Consider the following 16,175-nt stretch of genomic DNA (forward strand, 5'->3'; position numbering starts at 1 on the left):
CTCAACATCATGCTGAACCGGTACCTGCCCAAGCACAAGATCGTCGTCGCCTCGCTGGAGCAGTGCCAGCCGGTCTACCTGGAGACCCCCGGCCGAGTGCGCTGTCCGCCAGCCCTGCCAGCAGCGCCGCCACGTCCTCATGGACCTCCAGCGCCCCGGCGGCCCGCAGGTCCCGTTCGCTCCAGCCGCCGGACAGGACGGCGACGCACGGCACCTCGGCGGCCGCCGCGGCCTGCACGTCCCACGGGGTGTCCCCGACGAAGACCGCCTCCTCGGGCCGCGCGCCGGCCTTGTCGAGCGCCGCCCGGACGAGGTCGGGGGCGGGCTTGCTCGCGTCGACGTCGTCCGCACCGGTGACGGCGGCCACCACGTCGTCCGCGTCGAGGACGTCGCGCATCACCGCGAGGTCCCGCCCGGAGGCCGAACTCGCCAGCACCACCGTCCAGCCCCGCGCGGCGACCGCGCGCAACAGCGCGGCCGCCCCGTCGAAGGGCCGCAGCACGGGCCAGAAGCGGGCGTAGAGCGCCTGGTGGGCCGCGCTCAGGTCATCGTCCCCGGACCGGTCACGGTCCCGGCCGAGGACGTGGTCGAGCAGCTGGTCGCCCCCCATGCCGATCGACGCGTGGATGCGCGCCATCGCCGGGGTGTGCCCGTACTGCGCCAGCGCCTCGGCCCAGGCGAGGGTGTGCAGGTAGTTCGTGTCGAGGAGGGTGCCATCGACGTCGAACAGCGCTGTCGGTGCCATCGGGCGCCTCCTGTCCGTCACGGTTCGCTCCGCCGCCGACGCTACGGCGGCCCCGGGCCGAACGCGACCGGGCCGGGCGCGTTTGACCTGCGCGGCGCCGGACAGACGACGGTCATGACTGCATCGAGGCGCACCGAACGGGTCGTGGTGGTGACCGGCGCGAGTGCCGGAATCGGGCGCGCCTGCGTCCGGGCCTTCGCCGAGCGGGGCGACCGGCTCGCGCTGATCGCCCGCGGCCGGGCGGGCCTGGAAGCGGCGGCCGCGCAGGCCCGGGAGGCCGGTGCGACGGTGATCACGATCGAGGCCGACACCGCCGACCCCGACGCCGTCGAGGCCGCCGCCGAGCGCGTCGAGAACGAACTCGGCCCCATCGACGTGTGGGTGAACGACGCCTTCACCTCCGTGTTCGCGCCCTTCACCGAGATCACCCCGGAGGAGTTCCGCCGCGTCACCGAGGTCAGCTACCTCGGCTACGTCTACGCCACCCGCAGCGCCCTGCGGCGGATGCTGCCGCGCGACCACGGCACGCTGGTGCACGTCGGTTCCGCGATCGCCTACCGGGGGATCCCGCTGCAGAGCGCCTACAGCGGCGCCAAGCACGCCCTGCAGGGATGGCACGAGGCGCTCCGCTGCGAGTTGTTGGCCTCCGGTACCGCCGTGCGGACCACGATGGTGCAGATGCCGGCGGTGAACACCCCGCAGTTCGACTGGGTGCTGTCGCGGCTGCCGAACCGCGCCCGGCCCGTGGCCCCGATCTACCAGCCCGAGGTCGCGGCCCGCGCCGTGCTGCACGCCGCCGACCGGCCACAGCGGCGGGAGTACTGGGTGGGCGGCAGTACGGCGGCCACTCTGCTGGCCAACGCGGTCGTGCCCGGGCTGCTGGACCGCTACCTGGCCCGGACCGGCTTCGACTCCCAGCAGACCGACCGCCGCCGCCGCGACGACGAGCCCGCCAACCTGTGGCGGCCCGTCGACGCGAGGGAGGACCACGGCGCCCGCGGCCGCTTCAGCGACAGCTCCCACGACCGAAGCCTGCAGTTCTGGGCCACCACTCACCGGGGGCCGCTCGCCGCCGCGGCGGTCGCCGGCCTCGCCCTCGGCCTCGGCCTGTACGCCGGGCGGACGCGATGACGGGCGCGCGGGGCACGGCGCCGCGGCGCTCGTGGCGTCCCCCGGCGCGTCCCTCGGCCCGAGCCGTCCCGCCCGCCCGCTTCGGTGAGCCCGGGACGGTGGCCGGGCGACGGGTGGGCCCGCGTGCCGTCGCCCGCGCCCGCGCCCGCGCACGGCGGGTGATAGGCAGAGGGGCATGACCCTCTCACACCCCGCCGCCCGGAGCGACGGTGCACGCGGGCGGTTCGAGCGGCTCGCCGAGGCCGCCTCCAACCTCACCAGCTCCCCGGCGTTCTCCGTGTTCTGCGTCCTGCTGGTGGCCGCCTTCGTCGCGGTCCACGCGGCCGGACTGTCGACGGAGTGGCAGATCCTCGTCGGCGACACCATGACCGCGATCACCCTGCTCCTGCTGGCGCTGCTCAAGAACGCCGAGCGCCGCGCCGAACACGCCGTCCAGCGCAAGCTCGACGCGATCGCCGCCGCCCTGCTCGAACAGCACGAGGGCCACGAGGGCGAGGCCCACCTGGCGCTCCGCGAGGCCATCCGGATGGAGGAGCGGCTCTGAACCCCGCCCGGTCCGGGCGGCCACCGCGCCCCCGGCCCGGCCCGCCCGCCGGGCGGAGCCCCGCAGCGAGGGGCACCATGGGAGGCGTACCGCCGTTCGGCCCGGGCGCCCGCGACGCGGTCGCGGGGCACGCGAGCGCCGACCCGACAGACCCTCGCCCCTGGAGGTCACGTGAGGTCATCTCAACTCCTGGCCCAGCCCCTGGGCGTCTACCTGAACGACCACCTCACCGGAGCGTTCGGCGGCGCCGCACTCGCGCGCCGGATGGCCGACTCCCATGCCGACAGTCGGCGCGCCGCCGAACTGCGCGAGCTGGCCCGGCAGGTCGAGGAGGACCGCGACGAACTCGTCCGCATCATGAACCGGCTGGGCGTGCCGGTGCGGCACTACCGCACCTGGCTGGGCATCGCCGGCGAACGCATCGGGCGGCTCAAGCCCAACGGCGCCCTGGTCCGCCGCGCCCCGCTGTCCGACCTGGTCGAGCTGGAGATGATGCGCACCGGGGTCGCGGGCAAGACCGCCCTCTGGCGCGCGCTGCGCGCCATCGCCGACGAGGAGCCCCGCCTCGGCCGCGACGACCTGGACCGGCTCATCGCACGCGCCACCGACCAGGCCCGCACGCTGGACGGCTGGCACCGCCTGGTCAGCGCCGAGGTGCTCGCCGGGGGCGGCGCCGGATCCGGCGGGCCGTCGCCGCTCTGAACGCGGGGGCGTGGAACTCCGAACCGGGGGAAGACGCCTGCCACCACTGGTGACACCGACCTTGGAGGCTGTTCGGGATGGTTCCTCTGCTGCTCGTCCTGCTGCTGGTCCTGATCCTCTTCGGAGCCGGATTCGCGCTGAAGGCCCTCTGGTGGGTGGCCCTCGCGGTGCTGGTCATCTGGCTGCTCGGCTTCGTCGCGCGCGGCGCGAGCAGTTCGGGCGGCCGGGGCCGCTGGTACCGCTGGTAGACCTCGGGCCCGGCACGGGGCGCGGCCCGCCGCGCCCCGTGCCGGGCCTCGCCGCGGCCTTGCTGCGAACCGGTGGTGTCCGGAAAGGGTGGGAATGTCATCGCCCGTCCGGGGGAAGACGTGGCCCGGACCGTCCTTCCCCCGACCCCTTGGGAGTGCACTGTGGCAGGCGACGACTTCGTCATCGACGTGAGCCGGATCCGGGACGAGGCCCGGAAGAAGATGGCCGAGGGCGCGGTGACCAGCACCTACGGCCTCGACACCGAGAAGGTGATCGCCGTTCTGAACGACGTGGTCGCCACCGAGGTGGTCTGCTGGCTGCGCTACACGCGGCACGCCATCTCGGCCACCGGCATCGACCGGGCCCAGGTGGCGGCCGAGTTCACCGAGCACGCCGCCGAGGAGATGCAGCACGCGCTGCGGGCCGCCGGACGTATCGCGCAGCTCGGCGGCGAGCCCGACTTCGACCCCAGCACCCTCGCCAGTCGTGCCCACACCGACTACACCACGCCGGACGAGAAGGACCTCACGGCGATGCTGGAGCACAACCTGCTGGCCGAACGCATCGTCATCTCCACCTACCAGGAGATCGCCCGCTGGCTCGGGGACCACGACCCGACCACCCGCCGCCTCATCGAGTCCATCCTCGAAGAGGAGGAGGAGCACGCCGACGACCTCACCGACCTGCTCGCCATCTGATTCCCGGCCGGCGGGCCGCCCCGGTGGATTGGCCGGCCCGCCGACGGACAGACGCACAGCATGGAACGGCCGACGGCGGTCGTGCGATCCGGGGAGACTGCGATGATCAAGATCCTCTACAAGCCGCTCGGGCTCCTGTTCGGCGTTCTCGGCGGGCTGATCGCGGGGGCCCTGTTCCGACGCCTGTGGGCGCTCCTCGGACACGAGGAGGACGCTCCGGAGGCCACCGACCAGGAGCGCACCTGGCGGGAGGTGCTGACCGCGGCCGCCCTGCAGGGAGCGCTGTTCGCCCTCGTGAAGGCGGCGGTGGACCGCGGCGGCGCGGTCGGCACCCGCCGCCTGACCGGCACCTGGCCGGACTGACCCGCGGTCCGGCGAAGCCGCCCGGGCACGCGCCGCCGGCGACACAGGAGGGCAGACCCATGAAGGAGTTCGACCGCGAGCGGGCCCACCGGAAGTCCGAGGACCTCTCGCACCTCAAGGACGAGGTGGACGAGAAGAACACCGAGCACATCGATCGGGCCCGCCAGGGCCCGGGCGACGGCGGTGACCGCTCCGACGGCGGTGACCGCTCCGTGGACGGGGACGGCGACGCCGCCGAGCAGGCGTCGCGGCGGAGCGTCTGATCCGACCGTCCCCGGTCCGGCCCTATCGGGCAGGGCCGGGGGCGGTCGGCATGTTAGGGCCGCGGTCGGCCGGGTAGACGAGGCCCAGCGAGGGGAGGGCACGGGGGCCGAACGGACCGAAGGGACTCCCGACATGCTGCTGCTCGGACTTCTGCTGATGGCCGCCGCCGGCGCGTTCACCGGCCTGCTGATCGCGGACAACCTCAATGGCGGGCCCGACTACCAGGTCTCCGTCCTCGGATCCGACCTGGTGACGCTCAACAGCCTGGCGATCTTCCTCGCCGGGGTGGCGCTCGCCCTGCTCTTCTGCCTCGGACTGGCCCTGATCGTCCTCGCCCGGCGGACCCGCCCGGTGCGGCTCGGCGCCCACCGCAGGGGCCGCCCGGAGGGCTACCCCGCTCCCGTCGAACCCGTCCCCTCGCGGCCGGTCGCGCCCGCGACGCCCGTCCAGCGCGACGACCCCCGCCGACCGGCCGACCCGGCCGGCCGACCCGAGCCCCAGACCTACGCGCTCGACCCGCAGGCCCTCACACAGGAGCAGCAGGCCTACCCGCCCGAGCCGCAGACCTACGCGCGCGACCCGCGAGCCGCCGCGCCCGAACAGCCGCAGGAGGAGGAGCGGACCGCCGAGCCCGGACGGGGCGGCCGGATCCGGCACCTCTTCGGCCACTGACCGCGTCGTGATGATCCACGGCAGGCCACGATCCGCAGGTTAGCCGGCCCGCATCGCGGGCACCCGCACCGGCGGACGTGAACGGCTACGCGAGGAGACAGACGCGATGGAGCGGCGGGACCAGGTGGCGTTGGCCGGAGTCGACGGCGGCACCGGCGGTACGGGCAGCCACGGTCGCGAACTGGTGGCTCTGGTGCGACGGCTCGGGCTCGGGCTGCGCAGCCGGGGCTGGGAGATGGTGCGCGGGGTACGCCCGCGCACGGTGCTGGGCCTGGGGCTGGCCTCGCTCGCCCTGCTGGCGGTCGGGTTGCTGCCCGCACCGGCGACGGTCTTCTGGGTGTTCACCGGCGGCTGGGCGCTGATCCTCGCGGCGTCCTTCGCCGTGCTGCGCCTGTGCGCCGAGGGCCACCGGAGCGGACGGTGAACGCCCTGCCGCGGTCCCGCGGCCCGCTCTCCGAGGCGGTGCTCGACCTCGTCACCGCCGGACCGCCCGCTGCGGGGCGGCTCCTGACCGAACCGGGCCCGCTCACCGACCCGTGGGGCGAGGACCACCAGCTCGCCCTCCACCTCTGCTACGAACTCCACGACCGGGGCCTGCCGGGCGTCGACCCCGAGTGGGAGTGGGATCCCGGCCTGCTCGCCCTCCGCCGCGACCTGGAGCGGCCCTTCCTGGCGGCTGTGCGCGCCGAGGTGGAGCCCGTACGGCCGCTGCCGGAGGCGCTGGAGAGCCTGCTGACCGAGCCGCCGGACGGCTCCGGGCCCTCGCACGTCCTGCTCGCCGAGGGCGAGCGCTGGCAGGCCCGTGAGTACCTGGTGCACCGCTCGGTCTACCACCTCAAGGAGGCCGACCCGCAGCTGTGGCTGGTGCCCCGGGTGCACGGTCCGGCGCAGGCCGTCCTGATGGCGATCGCCTACGACGAGTACGGCGCCGGGCGCCCGGACCGCGCGCACGCGCTGCTGTTCGCGCGGATGATGGCCGACCTGGGCCTCGACCCCGAGTACGGCCACTACATCGACCTGGTCCCCGCGCCCGCGCTGGCCGTGGTCAACCTGATGATGCTCTTCGGCCTGCACCGGGCGCTGCGCGGCGCGGGGGTCGGCCACTTCGCGGCCCTGGAGGTCACCTCCTCGCCCGGCTCGGCTCGCCTCGCCACCGCGCTGGAGCGGCTCGGCGCGGGGCCGGACGGCACGCTCTTCTACCGCGAGCACATCGAGGCGGACGCCGTCCACGAGCAACTGGTGCGGCGTGGTGTGGTCGAGGAACTGGTCTCCGCCGAGCCCGGGTTGGCGGCCGACATCGCCTTCGGAGTGGCCGCCGCCGGGGCGGTCGACGACCGGTTCGCCGCCCATCTGCTCGACCACTGGCGGGCCGGCCGCAGCTCACTGCGCTCACCCCTGCCCGACTTCCCCCTGCCCGACTCGCCCCTGCCCGGCGGCGTCGGCGCGGCCCCCTCCCGCGGCTGAGCCCTCCCCGAGCGAGCCCTCTCCGGCGGCGCGCTCCCCGGCCGGGACCGAGTCCGGCCGGGGAGCGCCCCGCCGTCGGTGGCTGGTGTGGCAGAACGGGTAGCGGCGGCTCCGCCGGCAGGCGCAGAGCGCCACCACCGGCCGCTCCGAGCGCCGCACGGTGCCGTCCGGCAGTGTGACCTCGACGGGGCCCTCGACCAGCAGCGGCCCGCCCGCCACGATCGTCACCCGGGTGAAGTCGGCCGCGCGCGGCTCACCGCTGCCGGACACCACGCACCACCGCCAGGTCCTCCGCGCGGTCGCCGGGCGCGATCAGCCCCAGCCGTTCGAACAGGCCGGCGCGCCCCGTCATCACCGGGCCGATCGCCTGGCGCCGCCGCGCGGCCACCGAGGCCCGCAGCCCGGACCGCCGCAGCGCGGTCAGCGTCGCCGGGACGTCCGCCGGGGAGGACTGCACGATCAGGAGCACCCCGCCGGGAGCGAGCAGGCGGGGCGCCTCCCGGCAGATCCGGTCCAGCACCAGCCGCCCGTCCCGCCCCGCGTCCCAGGCCGGACCCGGCGGCGGTCATTGCCACCGCCCCCGTGCCGGTCCCGACGTCGAGTACCCGGCTGGTGGGGCCCAGCGGCTCGCGGCGCAGGCTGGAGATGAGCAGTTCGGTGTCGCCCTGGGGCGGACAGACGCCCGGCGGTCTGACCAACAGCATGCCGGGCGGCTGCCCGGATCAGCGCCGCCCACACCCGCCCGGCCCGCTCGGCCTACCGTTGTCCCCCGTCCTCCGGGGGCGCCTCCTCCTCCTCGGGCCAGGTGCTGGTGTCACGCGGGGTGACGTAGGGCTCCCGGTCCTTGGGGAAGCCACCGACGATGGCGCGCTGACGGGAGAGCTCGGCATCGAACTCCAGGCCGAGCAGGATCGCGAGATTGGACAGCCAGAGCCAGACAAGGAAGACGATCACGCCGGCGAGCGTGCCGTACGTCCGGTTGTAGGACGAGAAGTTGGCGACGTACACGGCGAAGCCCGCCGAGGCGGCCAGCCAGATCAGCACCGACAGGACGCTGCCGGGGGTGACCCAGCGGAAGCCGCGGCCGCGGACGTTGGGCGCGGCCCAGTACAGGACCGCGATCATCAGGATCACCAGCACCACCAGGACGGGCCACTTGGCGTAGGACCACACCCGTAGCGCGGTGCTGCCCAGCCCGAGCGCGTGGCCGACCCGGTCCGCGATCGGCCCGGTGAAGACCACGATGACCGCGCTCGCGGCGAGCAGCACCATGAGGAGGAGGGTCAACCCCAACCGCAGCGGCGTGACCTTCCAGATCGGGCGCCCCTCGGCGATGTCGTAGACGGCGTTGGCGGCGCGGATGAAGGCGCCGACGTACCCGGAGGCCGCCCAGAGCGCGGCCACCAGGCCCAGCACGGCGAGGACCGAGCTCGGGCCGCTGTTGTCCCTGAGCTGGTCGACGGCGTTGCGCAGGATGTCCCGGGCCGGGCCCGGTGTGAGGTGCTGGAGGTTGTCGAGGATCGCGTCGGTCGCGGAGCGGCCGATCACACCCAGCATCGCCACCAGGACGAGCAGGGCGGGGAAGATCGCCAGCACCCCGTAGTAGGTGAGCGCCGCCGCCCGGTCGGGGAGCTCGTCCGCGAGGAACTCCCCGCCGGTGCGGCGCACGACGGCCCGCCACGAGCGGCGGGGCAGATCGGACGGGCTCCGCGGGGCGGCGGGGGCGCTGTCCGGTCCGGTCGGCTCGGGGCCGGTGTCCGGTCCGGAACGGCCGGTCGGCCCGGGCGGGGGAGGGGTCTCGGGGCCGTCGGACGGGTGGGTGGGCTCGGGCGCGGGTTCCATGCGGCGCGCCTGCCCCGGACCGGCCGCCTCAACCGCTGCGGCCGGTCCGGGGCAGGCGGCTGCGGCGCGTGCGGGAAGCCCTGCTTCCGGACAGGTTCCCTCCCGGCCGGGGGGCATGGCCCGCCCCTGCCTGGGCAGGTTCTCTGAGCACGGCAGGTGGCCGGCTCCACGAGCCGGCGATCGTGCGCGGCCCTCGTCCTGCCTCGTGGCCCCGTCTCCTGACCGACTCCGACTGGCCTCCTTCCTACTGGCCTCCTTCCTACTGGCCCTCCTCCTGTTCCTACTGGCCCTCTTTGCGACTGGAGAGACCGATGGCGATGACCGGCTCCGCCCCCGGGGGCTCCCCGCTCACCTTCGGTGTCGAGGAGGAATTCCTGCTGGCCGACACCCGCAGCCGGGCCGCCGCGCCCCGGGCGGCCGAGGTCATCGCCGACGCGCGGCCGGTCCTGGGCCCGCGCGTGCAGGGTGAGTTCTTCGCGAGCCAGCTGGAGATCCGTACCGACCCGGCGTCGACCTCCGCCGGCCTCCGCGCGCAACTGGCGGCCGGCCGGCAAGCGGTGGCGGCCGCCGCGGCCCGGCACGACTGCCTGCTGGTGGCGTCGGCCACGGCGCTGCTCACCCGCCACCCGCTGCCGATCACCGACGCCCCCCGGTACCGGGAGATCGCCCGGCATGTCGGCCCGCTCGCGACCGGCGCCGGCGGAGGCGAGCTGAGCGGCCTCCACGTGCACCTCGGCACCTTCGACCGGGCCGAGGCGCTCCGGCTGAGCCACCGCCTGCGCCCGTGGCTGCCGGTGCTCCAGGCGCTCATGGTCAACTCCCCCTTCGCCGACGGCCGGGACCGCAACTGCGCCAGCTGGCGCGCCCTGCAGTACGGGCAGTGGCCCACCGTCGGCCCCGCGCCGGTGCTCGACGAGCGGGGCTACGACGCGCTCGCCGACCGGCTGGTCACCGACGGCACCGTCCTGGACCGGCGGATGATCTACTGGTACGCGCGTCCGTCGGAGCACCTGCCGACCCTGGAGATCCGGGTCGCCGACGTCAACGCCGACCTCGACGCCACCCTGTTGTTCGCCGTGCTGCTGCGCGGCCTCGCGAGCTCGCTGCTGTACGAGGCCGAGCGGGACGCCCCGGCACCGGACGTCACCGACGCCCAGCTGGCCGCGGCCCACCGGCAGGCCGCCCTGCACGGCCTGCGGGGAACGGGCGTCGACCCGTCCGGAACGTCCCGCCCGATGATCCAGCTGCTCCACCTGCTGCTGCGGCGCAGCACCCCCGGCCTGGAGGCCCACGGTGACCTCGCCGAGGCCCGCTCACTGCTCGGCGCCGTCCTCGCCAACGGCACCGGAGCCGAACGGCAGCGTGTCTTCCACCGCCGCCACGGCTCGCTCCACCACGTGGTGGACGGCCTCGCCGCCCTGACCGCCCGCGCCTGAGGGCCCGGCCCCGCAGGCCCGGAGAGCCTCGGGGAAGCCCCGCCGGGGCGTCCTCCAGCCTGCTCCCGGGCGTCCGGCAGGACATCAGCGTCGGCGGTAGGTTCTCCACGGTGACCTTGAGGGAGACAGAGGGCCTGACGTTCATGACGGACGGGGCGCGGACCCGCTGGACAGTGCTGGGCGACACGACTCGGACGCCGCCCGTGGTCATGCTCCACGGGGGCCCGGGCCTTCCGGACCAGCTGTGCGAACGCGACCGGGCCGGACCGGGGGACAGGCCCGGATGGCCGGTCAGTGCCGGAGCTTGTGCCAGGTGCGGCGGGCGGTGGCGAGTTGCTCTCCGGTCCCGGCGCGTTGGAGGGCGTACAGCAGGCCGTAGCCGAAGGTGCGCTGGCCGGCGTCGCCCGCGGCGGCCGCCACCGGGAGGAGGGCCTGTTCGGCGACGACGCCGTCCTGATGCGCGCCGAGGGCCTTCTGGATCCGCTTCATGCGCTTGCCGAAGCGCCGGCCGGCCGTACCGGCCAGCGGCGACAGGCTCTCCGCGGTGTAGCGGGCGCGCTTGGCCGCCTTGCGGGCGCGGTGCAGCGCCTGGTCACGGCCGGTACCGGCGGGCAGGTCCAGCGCGCTGCGCAGCCGTCGCCCGGTACGCCGCTGCTCGCGCTTCAGCGCGCGGCGGGCCTGCCCCGCGCCCCGCTCGGCGCGTGCCCGCAGGGGCGGCGCCGCAGCGAATTCGTCGAGGGCGTCGAGCAGCGCGTAGTACCGGCGCCCGTCCATCGTGTGGACTGCGGCGCGGTGGGCGCGGGCGTAGCGGTGGTCGAACCAGGCGGAGATCCGCTCGGCGACCTCCCCGGGCCGGGCCACCGGCGGCAGGTCCCCCGCCTGGGTGCCGAGCCGTTCGCCGAGGACTTCGGCGTCCCGGGCCTTCCCCAGCACCTTCCCGAGCCAGCGCAGTTCCTCGGCGAGGTGGTCGGTGGTGGCGCGGTCCAGCAGGCGGCGGTGCGCGGTGAGCGCGCTGCGCAGCCGGCGGACGCTCACCCGCATCCGGTGCACCGAGTCGGGCCGGTCCAGGCGGACGGCCGGGTCGAGGTCGTGGAGCGTCGCCGTCTGCTCCCGCAGGTAGGCGGTGAGGACGGCGCCGACCGACCCGGCGGGCGGCGCGGTGGGCCGCCGGTCCGGCGGCAGGCGGTCGGCCAGCAGCCGGCCGAGCTTCGACGGCGCGGCCGTCCGGCGGAGTCCGTCCTCGCGCAGCCGGCGATCGACCGCGTCGAGGAGGTCGGGCCCGCCGTCGACCAGTTCCACCTCGGTCTCGGTCCAGGTGACGAGTTCGGTGCGCGGGCCGGACCCGTCGGGCCGGGCCGCCGCCTGCGGGCCCCGGGGCCGGCTCCCGTCGAGGTCCTGGCCCTCGTCGAGGTTCTGGCCCTCGTCGAGGAGCCGGCCCGGGTCGAGGATCTGGGCGGACACCTCGTCCTGGGCCAGTTCGGCCAGGGTGCGGTGGCCGGCGTCGAGCAGCAGGGTCCGGTCCCGGCGGGTGCGCAGGTGGGCGACCGGCGCCAGCCGGCTGCCCCGGGCGGCGCCGCGGGTGCGGGTCACCAGCTCCTGCGGCGGCCGGCGGGCCGTCCCCGCTTCGAGCGGAAGCCGCAGCTCGGTGCGGTGCCCGTCGGGGTGCGGGATCTTGAGGTGCCAGCCCGCGTCGTGCCCGCCGGTCCGCCTGCGCACGGTGATGCCGCCGCGCAGGAGCCGCAGGTCGGGCGTGTCGTAGTAGACCGCGTCCAGGATCTCCGCGGTGCCGGCTGCGATCTCGGCCACGCCCGGCAGCCCGTCGGGGGCCAGCGCCCGGCTCGGGGCTCCGTCGTAGCTCTGTTCGGTCTCCTCGTGGACAGTCGCCATGGAGGTCGCCTGCCCGGATCGGGCGCACTCAATCGCGCGGTCCCGTGGTCCGGAGGCCCTGCCCGGACCCGCCGGATACAGACCCGCCGCGGCCAGCCTGCGAGCCCGGGCGCCCCGAGTGGTGGCGGCCTGCCGAAACCGGCGGTGCGCGGCGCCCCGCCGGTGCTAGCGTCGCGCCATGTCCAAGGCTGAGATCGACACGCTGACCGCCGAGTTCTTCGGGTCCTTCGACAACCGGGAGGGCCGGGTCGCCGATGTCGCCCGGGTCCGCCGGCTGATGATCCCGGGCGGCGTGATCGTCCTGACCGGTCCGGCGTTCACGGTGTACACCGTGGAGGAGTTCGTCGAGCCCCGCGAGCGGCTGCTGACCGAGGGCCGGCTGGTCGAGTTCTCCGAGTGGGAGGTCTCCGAACACACCGAGATAGCGGGCGACATCGCGTCACGGTTCGGCGAGTACCGCAAGTCCGGGATCCTGGACGGCGAGCCCTTCGAGGGCGGCGGCACCAAGACCATCCAGTTCGTCCGGACCCCGGAGGGCTGGCGGATCGCGGCGTTCTCCTGGTTCGACGCGGTCTGAGCGCGGTGGTGGTCCGGGTAAGGGGACGGCCAGCGCGCGGGGGCAGCCGGGCCGGGACGGCCGTGGTAGCGCGCGAGGGCGTCAGGAGACCGCCTTGAGCCGGCGGCCGGATCGCGCCTTGCCGACGGCCTCCTGCAACTCCTCACGGTTCATGGTGGAGCGGTGGGGGATGTCCAGCTCGGTGGCCAGCTTGTAGAGCCCGGCCTTGGTGAGCTCGGACAGCTCCGACGCCTCGGCCGCGCCGGCGGGCCTCGAGGTGGAGCCGCCGGAGGCGGTGCTCTTCTTTCCACCGGTCTTCGCGGGAGCCCGGTCCTGACCGGAGGACGCGGTGCTCCGGGAGGAGTGCTTCGTCGCCTCCGCGGCGTCGCCCTTGCCGGCGCTGTCGAGGCTGCGGCGCAGGGCGTCCATGAGGTCGATGACGTTGGTCGCCTCGGGGGCCGGGCCGCTGGACACGGCGATCTCGCGGCCGGCGAGCTTGTCCTCGATGAGCTGTTTGACCTGGTCCTCGTAGGTGTCGTGCCACTCGCCCGGGTCCCAGTCGACGGCGAGCATGCCGATGAGCTGCTCGGCGGTCTTGATCTCCTGGGTGGACAGCTCGACCTTCTCGGGGAGGTCGTCGATCTCCCGGCGCGGGTCGCGGACCTCGTCGGCGAAGTGCATGGTGTGCAGTTCCAGCAGGCCGTTCTCGGAGCGGATGGCGGTCAGGTACTCCTTGCCGCGCATCGCGAACATCGCCAGTCCGACCTTGGCCGCGTGGTCGAGGGACTCCACGAGGAGGGCGTAGACCTTCTGGTACTCCTTGCCCTTGGGGCCGAGGTAGTAGGTCTTGTCGAAGAAGATCGGGTCCACCTCGGCGAGGTCGACGAAGCCGGCGATGTCGATGGTGCGTGAGCGGCCGGGGGAGATCTGCTCCAGCTCGTCCGGCTCCACGACGACGTACTCGCCCTCGGCGACCGGGTAGCCCTTCACGATCTCGCCGAAGTCGACCTCCTTGCCGGTGCGCTCGTTGACCCGCTTGTTGCGGACGCGGTCCGAGGTGCCGCGCTGCAGCTGGTGGAAGCGCACGTCGTGGGACTGCGTCGCGGTGTACAGGGAGACGGGTACGGTGACCAGGCCGAAGGTCAGGACTCCGGTCCACACGGGTCGGGCCATGGCGGCTGTCCTCTCTCGCCCCCCTCGGCGGCCCGCCGGCGTCCGCGCCGGACCGCTGCTCCGCGTGCGGTGACGGGCCTGCGGGCGCCGCCGCCTACTGGGCCCCGCTCGGAGGCACGACGACGCCCTACCTGGTGTGTGGACAGCCGCTCACCTGCTCAAACCCCGACGGGACAGGTATGACGGGCCGTGTTCGATCCCGCTGCCCAGCGTGCTCACTCCTCGTCGGGCACGATGTGCATGGCCGCCTCCTCGGCGCCCGCGGCGCCGCCGTCGATGCCGACGTCGGAGGCGAACATGCCCTTGGTGGTGTGCGCGTGAGCCCCCTCGTCCGGTGCGACGAGCCGTCCCGCCCGACGGTCGCCGGCCTCGGCGTCCAGCAGCTCGCCCTCCCCGCCCGGCAGGTCGCCGATGCCGTCGCCCTCACCGTCGGCGACCTCGGGCAGCTCCCGGGCCAGCCGGGCGTCCAGGCTCTCGCCCTCGCGCTGTTCCGCCGGGGTGGTTCCCGCGCCGGTCACGCCGAGCGGCTTCTCCGGCGGTGAGTACCCCTCGTCGAGGATGTCGTCGTACGTGCGCTCGTCCAGTGCGTCCTGGAGGTCGAGCGGCGTCGCGTCCTCCTGCTCGTCGTCGCCGCCGACGGGCTGGTAGACGTCGTCACCCCTGCTGTGGTCAACCATGAACAACTCCTGACTCCTGTGGTCCGGGGCTGGGAACCGGACGCGCCGGCTGCCCGGGGCGCCCACCCCCTGGTGCGAAGTGGGGCGCGCGCCCCGGTCTGAGCCCCTGTCAGGGCGCCTGGGTGTCCGCCGCCGGCGGCTCGGGCTCCTCGTCGTCGCCGTCCTCCGCCTTGGCGCGGACGTCCGCCGGGGTGGGGGCCACGATCGAGCGCTCCTCGGCGGACCGCTCGCGGGTCTCCTCGTCCGGCTCCTCGGTGTCGTCGGGTGTGGTCATGGCCGCGGTCCTCTCTTCGGTGTGTCCGACAGCAGTACCAAGCGCTTGCCCGGAGTGCCTGCTCCCACGCCGGGTGTGATCCCGCTCAAGCGAGCTAGACGGCCAAGGTTTTGTTAGAGGCTATCACTAACACTATTGATCCTCAGGGTCGTTCTGCGTTACAACTTCTAACGAAAACGTGAGCATCTATCTATCTCAGCCTGGCATGCGTGGTGCCGCCGTGCACTCCGCCGATCCAAGGAGACCCCCATGGCCGCCACGGTCCAGTCGCCCCACGCCCGCGAAGACCGGCAAGAAGACCGGCAAGAAGACCGGCGCGAAGGTCGGCGCGAAGGTCGGCATGGAGCCCGGCGTGGAGACCGGCCCGTCCCGGGGTCGGTGACGTTCGCCGCCTGGGCCGTTCCGCTGCTGGTGGTGGGCCAGTTCGCGCTGCTCGCCGTCCTCCCGGTGGTGCTCGCCATCGTCGGCGCCCTCCGGTCCGTCCGTGACCGGGCGGTGTGGCGGGCGGTGTTCCTGCTCGCCGCCGCGTACGCCGCCCCACTGGTGGTGTGGCTGGTCCGGCCCGACGAGGCGCAGAGCCTGTCCAAGGACATGCACCCCGGGTTCGCCGGGCTGATCGTGGCGGCGTCCGCCGTCCTCCTCGCCACCCTCCACCGGGCCCGGAAGCAGCGCCGCCCCGGCCGGTGACGCGCTTCACCGAACACCGCCCGCCACGCCGGGTCCGACGCCCGCCGCGCACCCGATGGGCCATGTCCGCCTTACGACCGATCAAGGGGAACCCCGTGTCCGGCATTCGCAGCACCGGCCGCCGTGCCGCCCTGTGCACCGTCCCGCTCGTCGTCGGCCTGCTCGGCGTGGCCGCCCTGCCCGCCGGGGCCGCCACCGGGCCCGGCTCCCGGCCCGGTGCGTCCCTGACCTGCGGCGGGAAGGGCGTCGACCCCGACGCACTCGTCCGTCACCGGACCGAGACCATGATCCACGCGCCGCTGGGCGTCGTCTGGAAGCTGCAGACCGACGTGGAGCACTGGCCGGCCTGGCAGCCCCCCGTCACGACGGCTGACCGCCTCGACGACGGCCCGCTCCGCAGGGGTTCGGCCTTCCGGTGGACGACGCCGGTGCCCCCGAACCCCTCGACCCCCGCCACCAGTCTGGTGATCACCTCGACCGTCGAGCAGCTCAAGCGCGACTCCTGCATCCGCTGGACCGGCCCCGCGATCGGTGCGGGCCTGCACATCGACGGCGTCCACGTGTGGAACTTCGTCAAGGTGAGGGGCGGTGTCCTGGTGCGCACCGAGGAGACCCACACCGGGCCCCAGGTCGATGCGAACGTGCCCGCCGCGACCGAGATCCTCGCGCAGGGTCTCGAATCCTGGCTGCGCGACCTGAAGAGTACCGCCGAGGCCCGAGCGCACGGCCTGTCGTCCTGAGCGGCCGTACGAGCTCGGCCGTACTGAGCCTGCCGGTGAACCGCCGTCCGGCCCGCGCTCGGGGTCGATCA

At 74.5% G+C, this 16,175-nt stretch carries 21 protein-coding genes and 1 pseudogene; 14 read left to right on the top strand and 8 right to left on the bottom strand.

The window, feature by feature from the left end; translation table 11 throughout:
- Window positions 1-7: 7 nt before the first annotated feature.
- Window positions 8-745 carry an HAD family hydrolase gene (locus ABZ497_RS35290; RefSeq protein ID WP_359811850.1) on the bottom strand — a complete coding sequence of 246 codons (738 nt, stop codon included), beginning with the start codon at window positions 743-745 and terminating at the stop codon, window positions 8-10.
- Window positions 746-859: 114 nt separating this feature from the next.
- Here ABZ497_RS35290 and ABZ497_RS35295 point away from each other — a divergent pair, with 114 nt between their 5' ends.
- The 10 genes and pseudogenes from ABZ497_RS35295 to ABZ497_RS35340 all read left to right on the top strand — a co-directional run bounded on the left by ABZ497_RS35295 (window position 860) and on the right by ABZ497_RS35340 (window position 6,832).
- Entirely contained in the window at window positions 860-1,876 is a 1,017-nt protein-coding gene (locus ABZ497_RS35295; protein ID WP_359811853.1) for an SDR family oxidoreductase, read from the top strand.
- Window positions 1,877-2,051: 175 nt separating this feature from the next.
- Window positions 2,052-2,420: a low affinity iron permease family protein gene (locus tag ABZ497_RS35300; protein WP_359811856.1), complete on the top strand. Its 369-nt coding sequence runs from the start codon at window positions 2,052-2,054 to the stop codon at window positions 2,418-2,420.
- 171 nt (window positions 2,421-2,591) lie between these two features.
- Window positions 2,592-3,122 carry a hypothetical protein gene (locus tag ABZ497_RS35305; protein ID WP_359811859.1) on the top strand — a complete coding sequence of 177 codons (531 nt, stop codon included), beginning with the start codon at window positions 2,592-2,594 and terminating at the stop codon, window positions 3,120-3,122.
- A gap of 77 nt (window positions 3,123-3,199) precedes the next feature.
- Window positions 3,200-3,370 carry a hydrophobic protein gene (locus ABZ497_RS35310; RefSeq protein WP_329485634.1) on the top strand — a complete coding sequence of 57 codons (171 nt, stop codon included), beginning with the start codon at window positions 3,200-3,202 and terminating at the stop codon, window positions 3,368-3,370.
- Window positions 3,371-3,592: 222 nt separating this feature from the next.
- Window positions 3,593-4,069 carry a ferritin-like domain-containing protein gene (locus ABZ497_RS35315; protein WP_352295512.1) on the top strand — a complete coding sequence of 159 codons (477 nt, stop codon included), beginning with the start codon at window positions 3,593-3,595 and terminating at the stop codon, window positions 4,067-4,069.
- A 102-nt stretch (window positions 4,070-4,171) separates the two neighbouring features.
- Window positions 4,172-4,432: a DUF4235 domain-containing protein gene (locus tag ABZ497_RS35320; protein WP_329485633.1), complete on the top strand. Its 261-nt coding sequence runs from the start codon at window positions 4,172-4,174 to the stop codon at window positions 4,430-4,432.
- Between the two features lie 59 nt (window positions 4,433-4,491).
- Window positions 4,492-4,695, top strand: a complete 204-nt coding sequence (locus ABZ497_RS35325) for a hypothetical protein (protein WP_359811863.1) — start codon at window positions 4,492-4,494, stop codon at window positions 4,693-4,695.
- A 133-nt stretch (window positions 4,696-4,828) separates the two neighbouring features.
- A pseudogene (locus tag ABZ497_RS35330) lies at window positions 4,829-5,026 on the top strand (hypothetical protein); the annotation flags it as partial.
- A 448-nt stretch (window positions 5,027-5,474) separates the two neighbouring features.
- A complete protein-coding gene (locus ABZ497_RS35335) occupies window positions 5,475-5,792 on the top strand; it encodes a hypothetical protein (protein ID WP_359811866.1) in 318 nt (105 codons plus the stop codon).
- Entirely contained in the window at window positions 5,789-6,832 is a 1,044-nt protein-coding gene (locus ABZ497_RS35340) for an iron-containing redox enzyme family protein (protein ID WP_359811868.1), read from the top strand. The genes ABZ497_RS35335 and ABZ497_RS35340 overlap by 4 nt, the downstream gene beginning before the upstream one ends.
- Here the strand turns inward: ABZ497_RS35340 and ABZ497_RS35345 are convergent.
- The 3 genes from ABZ497_RS35345 to ABZ497_RS35355 all read right to left on the bottom strand — a co-directional run bounded on the left by ABZ497_RS35345 (window position 6,758) and on the right by ABZ497_RS35355 (window position 8,674).
- Window positions 6,758-7,105 (bottom strand): CDGSH iron-sulfur domain-containing protein, encoded by a 348-nt coding sequence (locus ABZ497_RS35345; RefSeq protein WP_359811871.1) that lies wholly within the window; start codon window positions 7,103-7,105, stop codon window positions 6,758-6,760. The two genes, ABZ497_RS35340 and ABZ497_RS35345, sit on opposite strands and share 75 nt — an antisense overlap.
- Window positions 7,086-7,352, bottom strand: a complete 267-nt coding sequence (locus ABZ497_RS35350; protein ID WP_359811874.1) for a hypothetical protein — start codon at window positions 7,350-7,352, stop codon at window positions 7,086-7,088. Before ABZ497_RS35350 ends, ABZ497_RS35345 begins: the two co-directional genes overlap by 20 nt.
- A 236-nt stretch (window positions 7,353-7,588) precedes the next feature.
- The gene (locus ABZ497_RS35355; RefSeq protein ID WP_359811876.1) at window positions 7,589-8,674 is read right to left on the bottom strand and encodes a YihY/virulence factor BrkB family protein; all 1,086 of its coding nucleotides are present in this window, start codon (window positions 8,672-8,674) and stop codon (window positions 7,589-7,591) included.
- A 311-nt stretch (window positions 8,675-8,985) separates the two neighbouring features.
- Between ABZ497_RS35355 and ABZ497_RS35360 the strand changes: the two genes are divergently transcribed.
- Window positions 8,986-10,110, top strand: coding sequence for a YbdK family carboxylate-amine ligase (locus ABZ497_RS35360; RefSeq protein ID WP_359811879.1), 1,125 nt, complete (start codon window positions 8,986-8,988; stop codon window positions 10,108-10,110).
- 291 nt (window positions 10,111-10,401) lie between these two features.
- On the opposite strand, the gene ABZ497_RS35365 is transcribed toward ABZ497_RS35360, so the two are convergent.
- Window positions 10,402-11,997, bottom strand: a complete 1,596-nt coding sequence (locus ABZ497_RS35365) for a CYTH and CHAD domain-containing protein (RefSeq protein ID WP_359811882.1) — start codon at window positions 11,995-11,997, stop codon at window positions 10,402-10,404.
- A gap of 178 nt (window positions 11,998-12,175) precedes the next feature.
- Here ABZ497_RS35365 and ABZ497_RS35370 point away from each other — a divergent pair, with 178 nt between their 5' ends.
- Window positions 12,176-12,574 carry a DUF4440 domain-containing protein gene (locus tag ABZ497_RS35370; protein ID WP_359811885.1) on the top strand — a complete coding sequence of 133 codons (399 nt, stop codon included), beginning with the start codon at window positions 12,176-12,178 and terminating at the stop codon, window positions 12,572-12,574.
- A gap of 81 nt (window positions 12,575-12,655) precedes the next feature.
- On the opposite strand, the gene ABZ497_RS35375 is transcribed toward ABZ497_RS35370, so the two are convergent.
- From ABZ497_RS35375 to ABZ497_RS35385, 3 genes are all read right to left on the bottom strand, one after another.
- Window positions 12,656-13,726 (bottom strand): Ku protein, encoded by a 1,071-nt coding sequence (locus tag ABZ497_RS35375; protein WP_359811887.1) that lies wholly within the window; start codon window positions 13,724-13,726, stop codon window positions 12,656-12,658.
- A gap of 215 nt (window positions 13,727-13,941) precedes the next feature.
- Window positions 13,942-14,403: a DUF5709 domain-containing protein gene (locus ABZ497_RS35380; protein WP_352295487.1), complete on the bottom strand. Its 462-nt coding sequence runs from the start codon at window positions 14,401-14,403 to the stop codon at window positions 13,942-13,944.
- 109 nt (window positions 14,404-14,512) lie between these two features.
- Window positions 14,513-14,677: a hypothetical protein gene (locus ABZ497_RS35385; protein ID WP_352295488.1), complete on the bottom strand. Its 165-nt coding sequence runs from the start codon at window positions 14,675-14,677 to the stop codon at window positions 14,513-14,515.
- A gap of 378 nt (window positions 14,678-15,055) precedes the next feature.
- On the opposite strand from ABZ497_RS35385, the gene ABZ497_RS35390 reads away from it, so the two are divergent.
- Together ABZ497_RS35390 and ABZ497_RS35395 are read left to right on the top strand one after the other, a co-directional pair.
- Window positions 15,056-15,364, top strand: a complete 309-nt coding sequence (locus tag ABZ497_RS35390) for a hypothetical protein (protein ID WP_359811891.1) — start codon at window positions 15,056-15,058, stop codon at window positions 15,362-15,364.
- A gap of 95 nt (window positions 15,365-15,459) precedes the next feature.
- A complete protein-coding gene (locus ABZ497_RS35395; RefSeq protein WP_359811893.1) occupies window positions 15,460-16,104 on the top strand; it encodes an SRPBCC family protein in 645 nt (214 codons plus the stop codon).
- The last annotated feature ends 71 nt before the right edge of the window (window positions 16,105-16,175 follow it).

It is taken from the genome of Kitasatospora sp. NPDC005751, assembly GCF_040630835.1.
Classification (GTDB): domain Bacteria; phylum Actinomycetota; class Actinomycetes; order Streptomycetales; family Streptomycetaceae; genus Kitasatospora.

Bases quoted from the DNA above. Each gene is read 5' to 3' on its own strand.
- ABZ497_RS35325 (WP_359811863.1), top strand. From the start codon at position 4,492: ATGAAGGAGTTCGACCGCGAGCGGGCCCACCGGAAGTCCGAGGACCTC.
- ABZ497_RS35360 (WP_359811879.1), top strand. From the start codon at position 8,986: ATGGCGATGACCGGCTCCGCCCCCGGGGGCTCCCCGCTCACCTTCGGT.
- ABZ497_RS35315 (WP_352295512.1), top strand. From the start codon at position 3,593: ATGGCCGAGGGCGCGGTGACCAGCACCTACGGCCTCGACACCGAGAAG.
- ABZ497_RS35295 (WP_359811853.1), top strand. From the start codon at position 860: ATGACTGCATCGAGGCGCACCGAACGGGTCGTGGTGGTGACCGGCGCG.
- ABZ497_RS35320 (WP_329485633.1), top strand. From the start codon at position 4,172: ATGATCAAGATCCTCTACAAGCCGCTCGGGCTCCTGTTCGGCGTTCTC.
- ABZ497_RS35370 (WP_359811885.1), top strand. From the start codon at position 12,176: ATGTCCAAGGCTGAGATCGACACGCTGACCGCCGAGTTCTTCGGGTCC.
- ABZ497_RS35335 (WP_359811866.1), top strand. From the start codon at position 5,475: ATGGAGCGGCGGGACCAGGTGGCGTTGGCCGGAGTCGACGGCGGCACC.
- ABZ497_RS35355 (WP_359811876.1), bottom strand. From the start codon at position 8,674: ATGGAACCCGCGCCCGAGCCCACCCACCCGTCCGACGGCCCCGAGACC.
- ABZ497_RS35365 (WP_359811882.1), bottom strand. From the start codon at position 11,997: ATGGCGACTGTCCACGAGGAGACCGAACAGAGCTACGACGGAGCCCCG.
- ABZ497_RS35300 (WP_359811856.1), top strand. From the start codon at position 2,052: ATGACCCTCTCACACCCCGCCGCCCGGAGCGACGGTGCACGCGGGCGG.
- ABZ497_RS35375 (WP_359811887.1), bottom strand. From the start codon at position 13,726: ATGGCCCGACCCGTGTGGACCGGAGTCCTGACCTTCGGCCTGGTCACC.
- ABZ497_RS35385 (WP_352295488.1), bottom strand. From the start codon at position 14,677: ATGACCACACCCGACGACACCGAGGAGCCGGACGAGGAGACCCGCGAG.
- ABZ497_RS35380 (WP_352295487.1), bottom strand. From the start codon at position 14,403: ATGGTTGACCACAGCAGGGGTGACGACGTCTACCAGCCCGTCGGCGGC.
- ABZ497_RS35290 (WP_359811850.1), bottom strand. From the start codon at position 745: ATGGCACCGACAGCGCTGTTCGACGTCGATGGCACCCTCCTCGACACG.
- ABZ497_RS35310 (WP_329485634.1), top strand. From the start codon at position 3,200: ATGGTTCCTCTGCTGCTCGTCCTGCTGCTGGTCCTGATCCTCTTCGGA.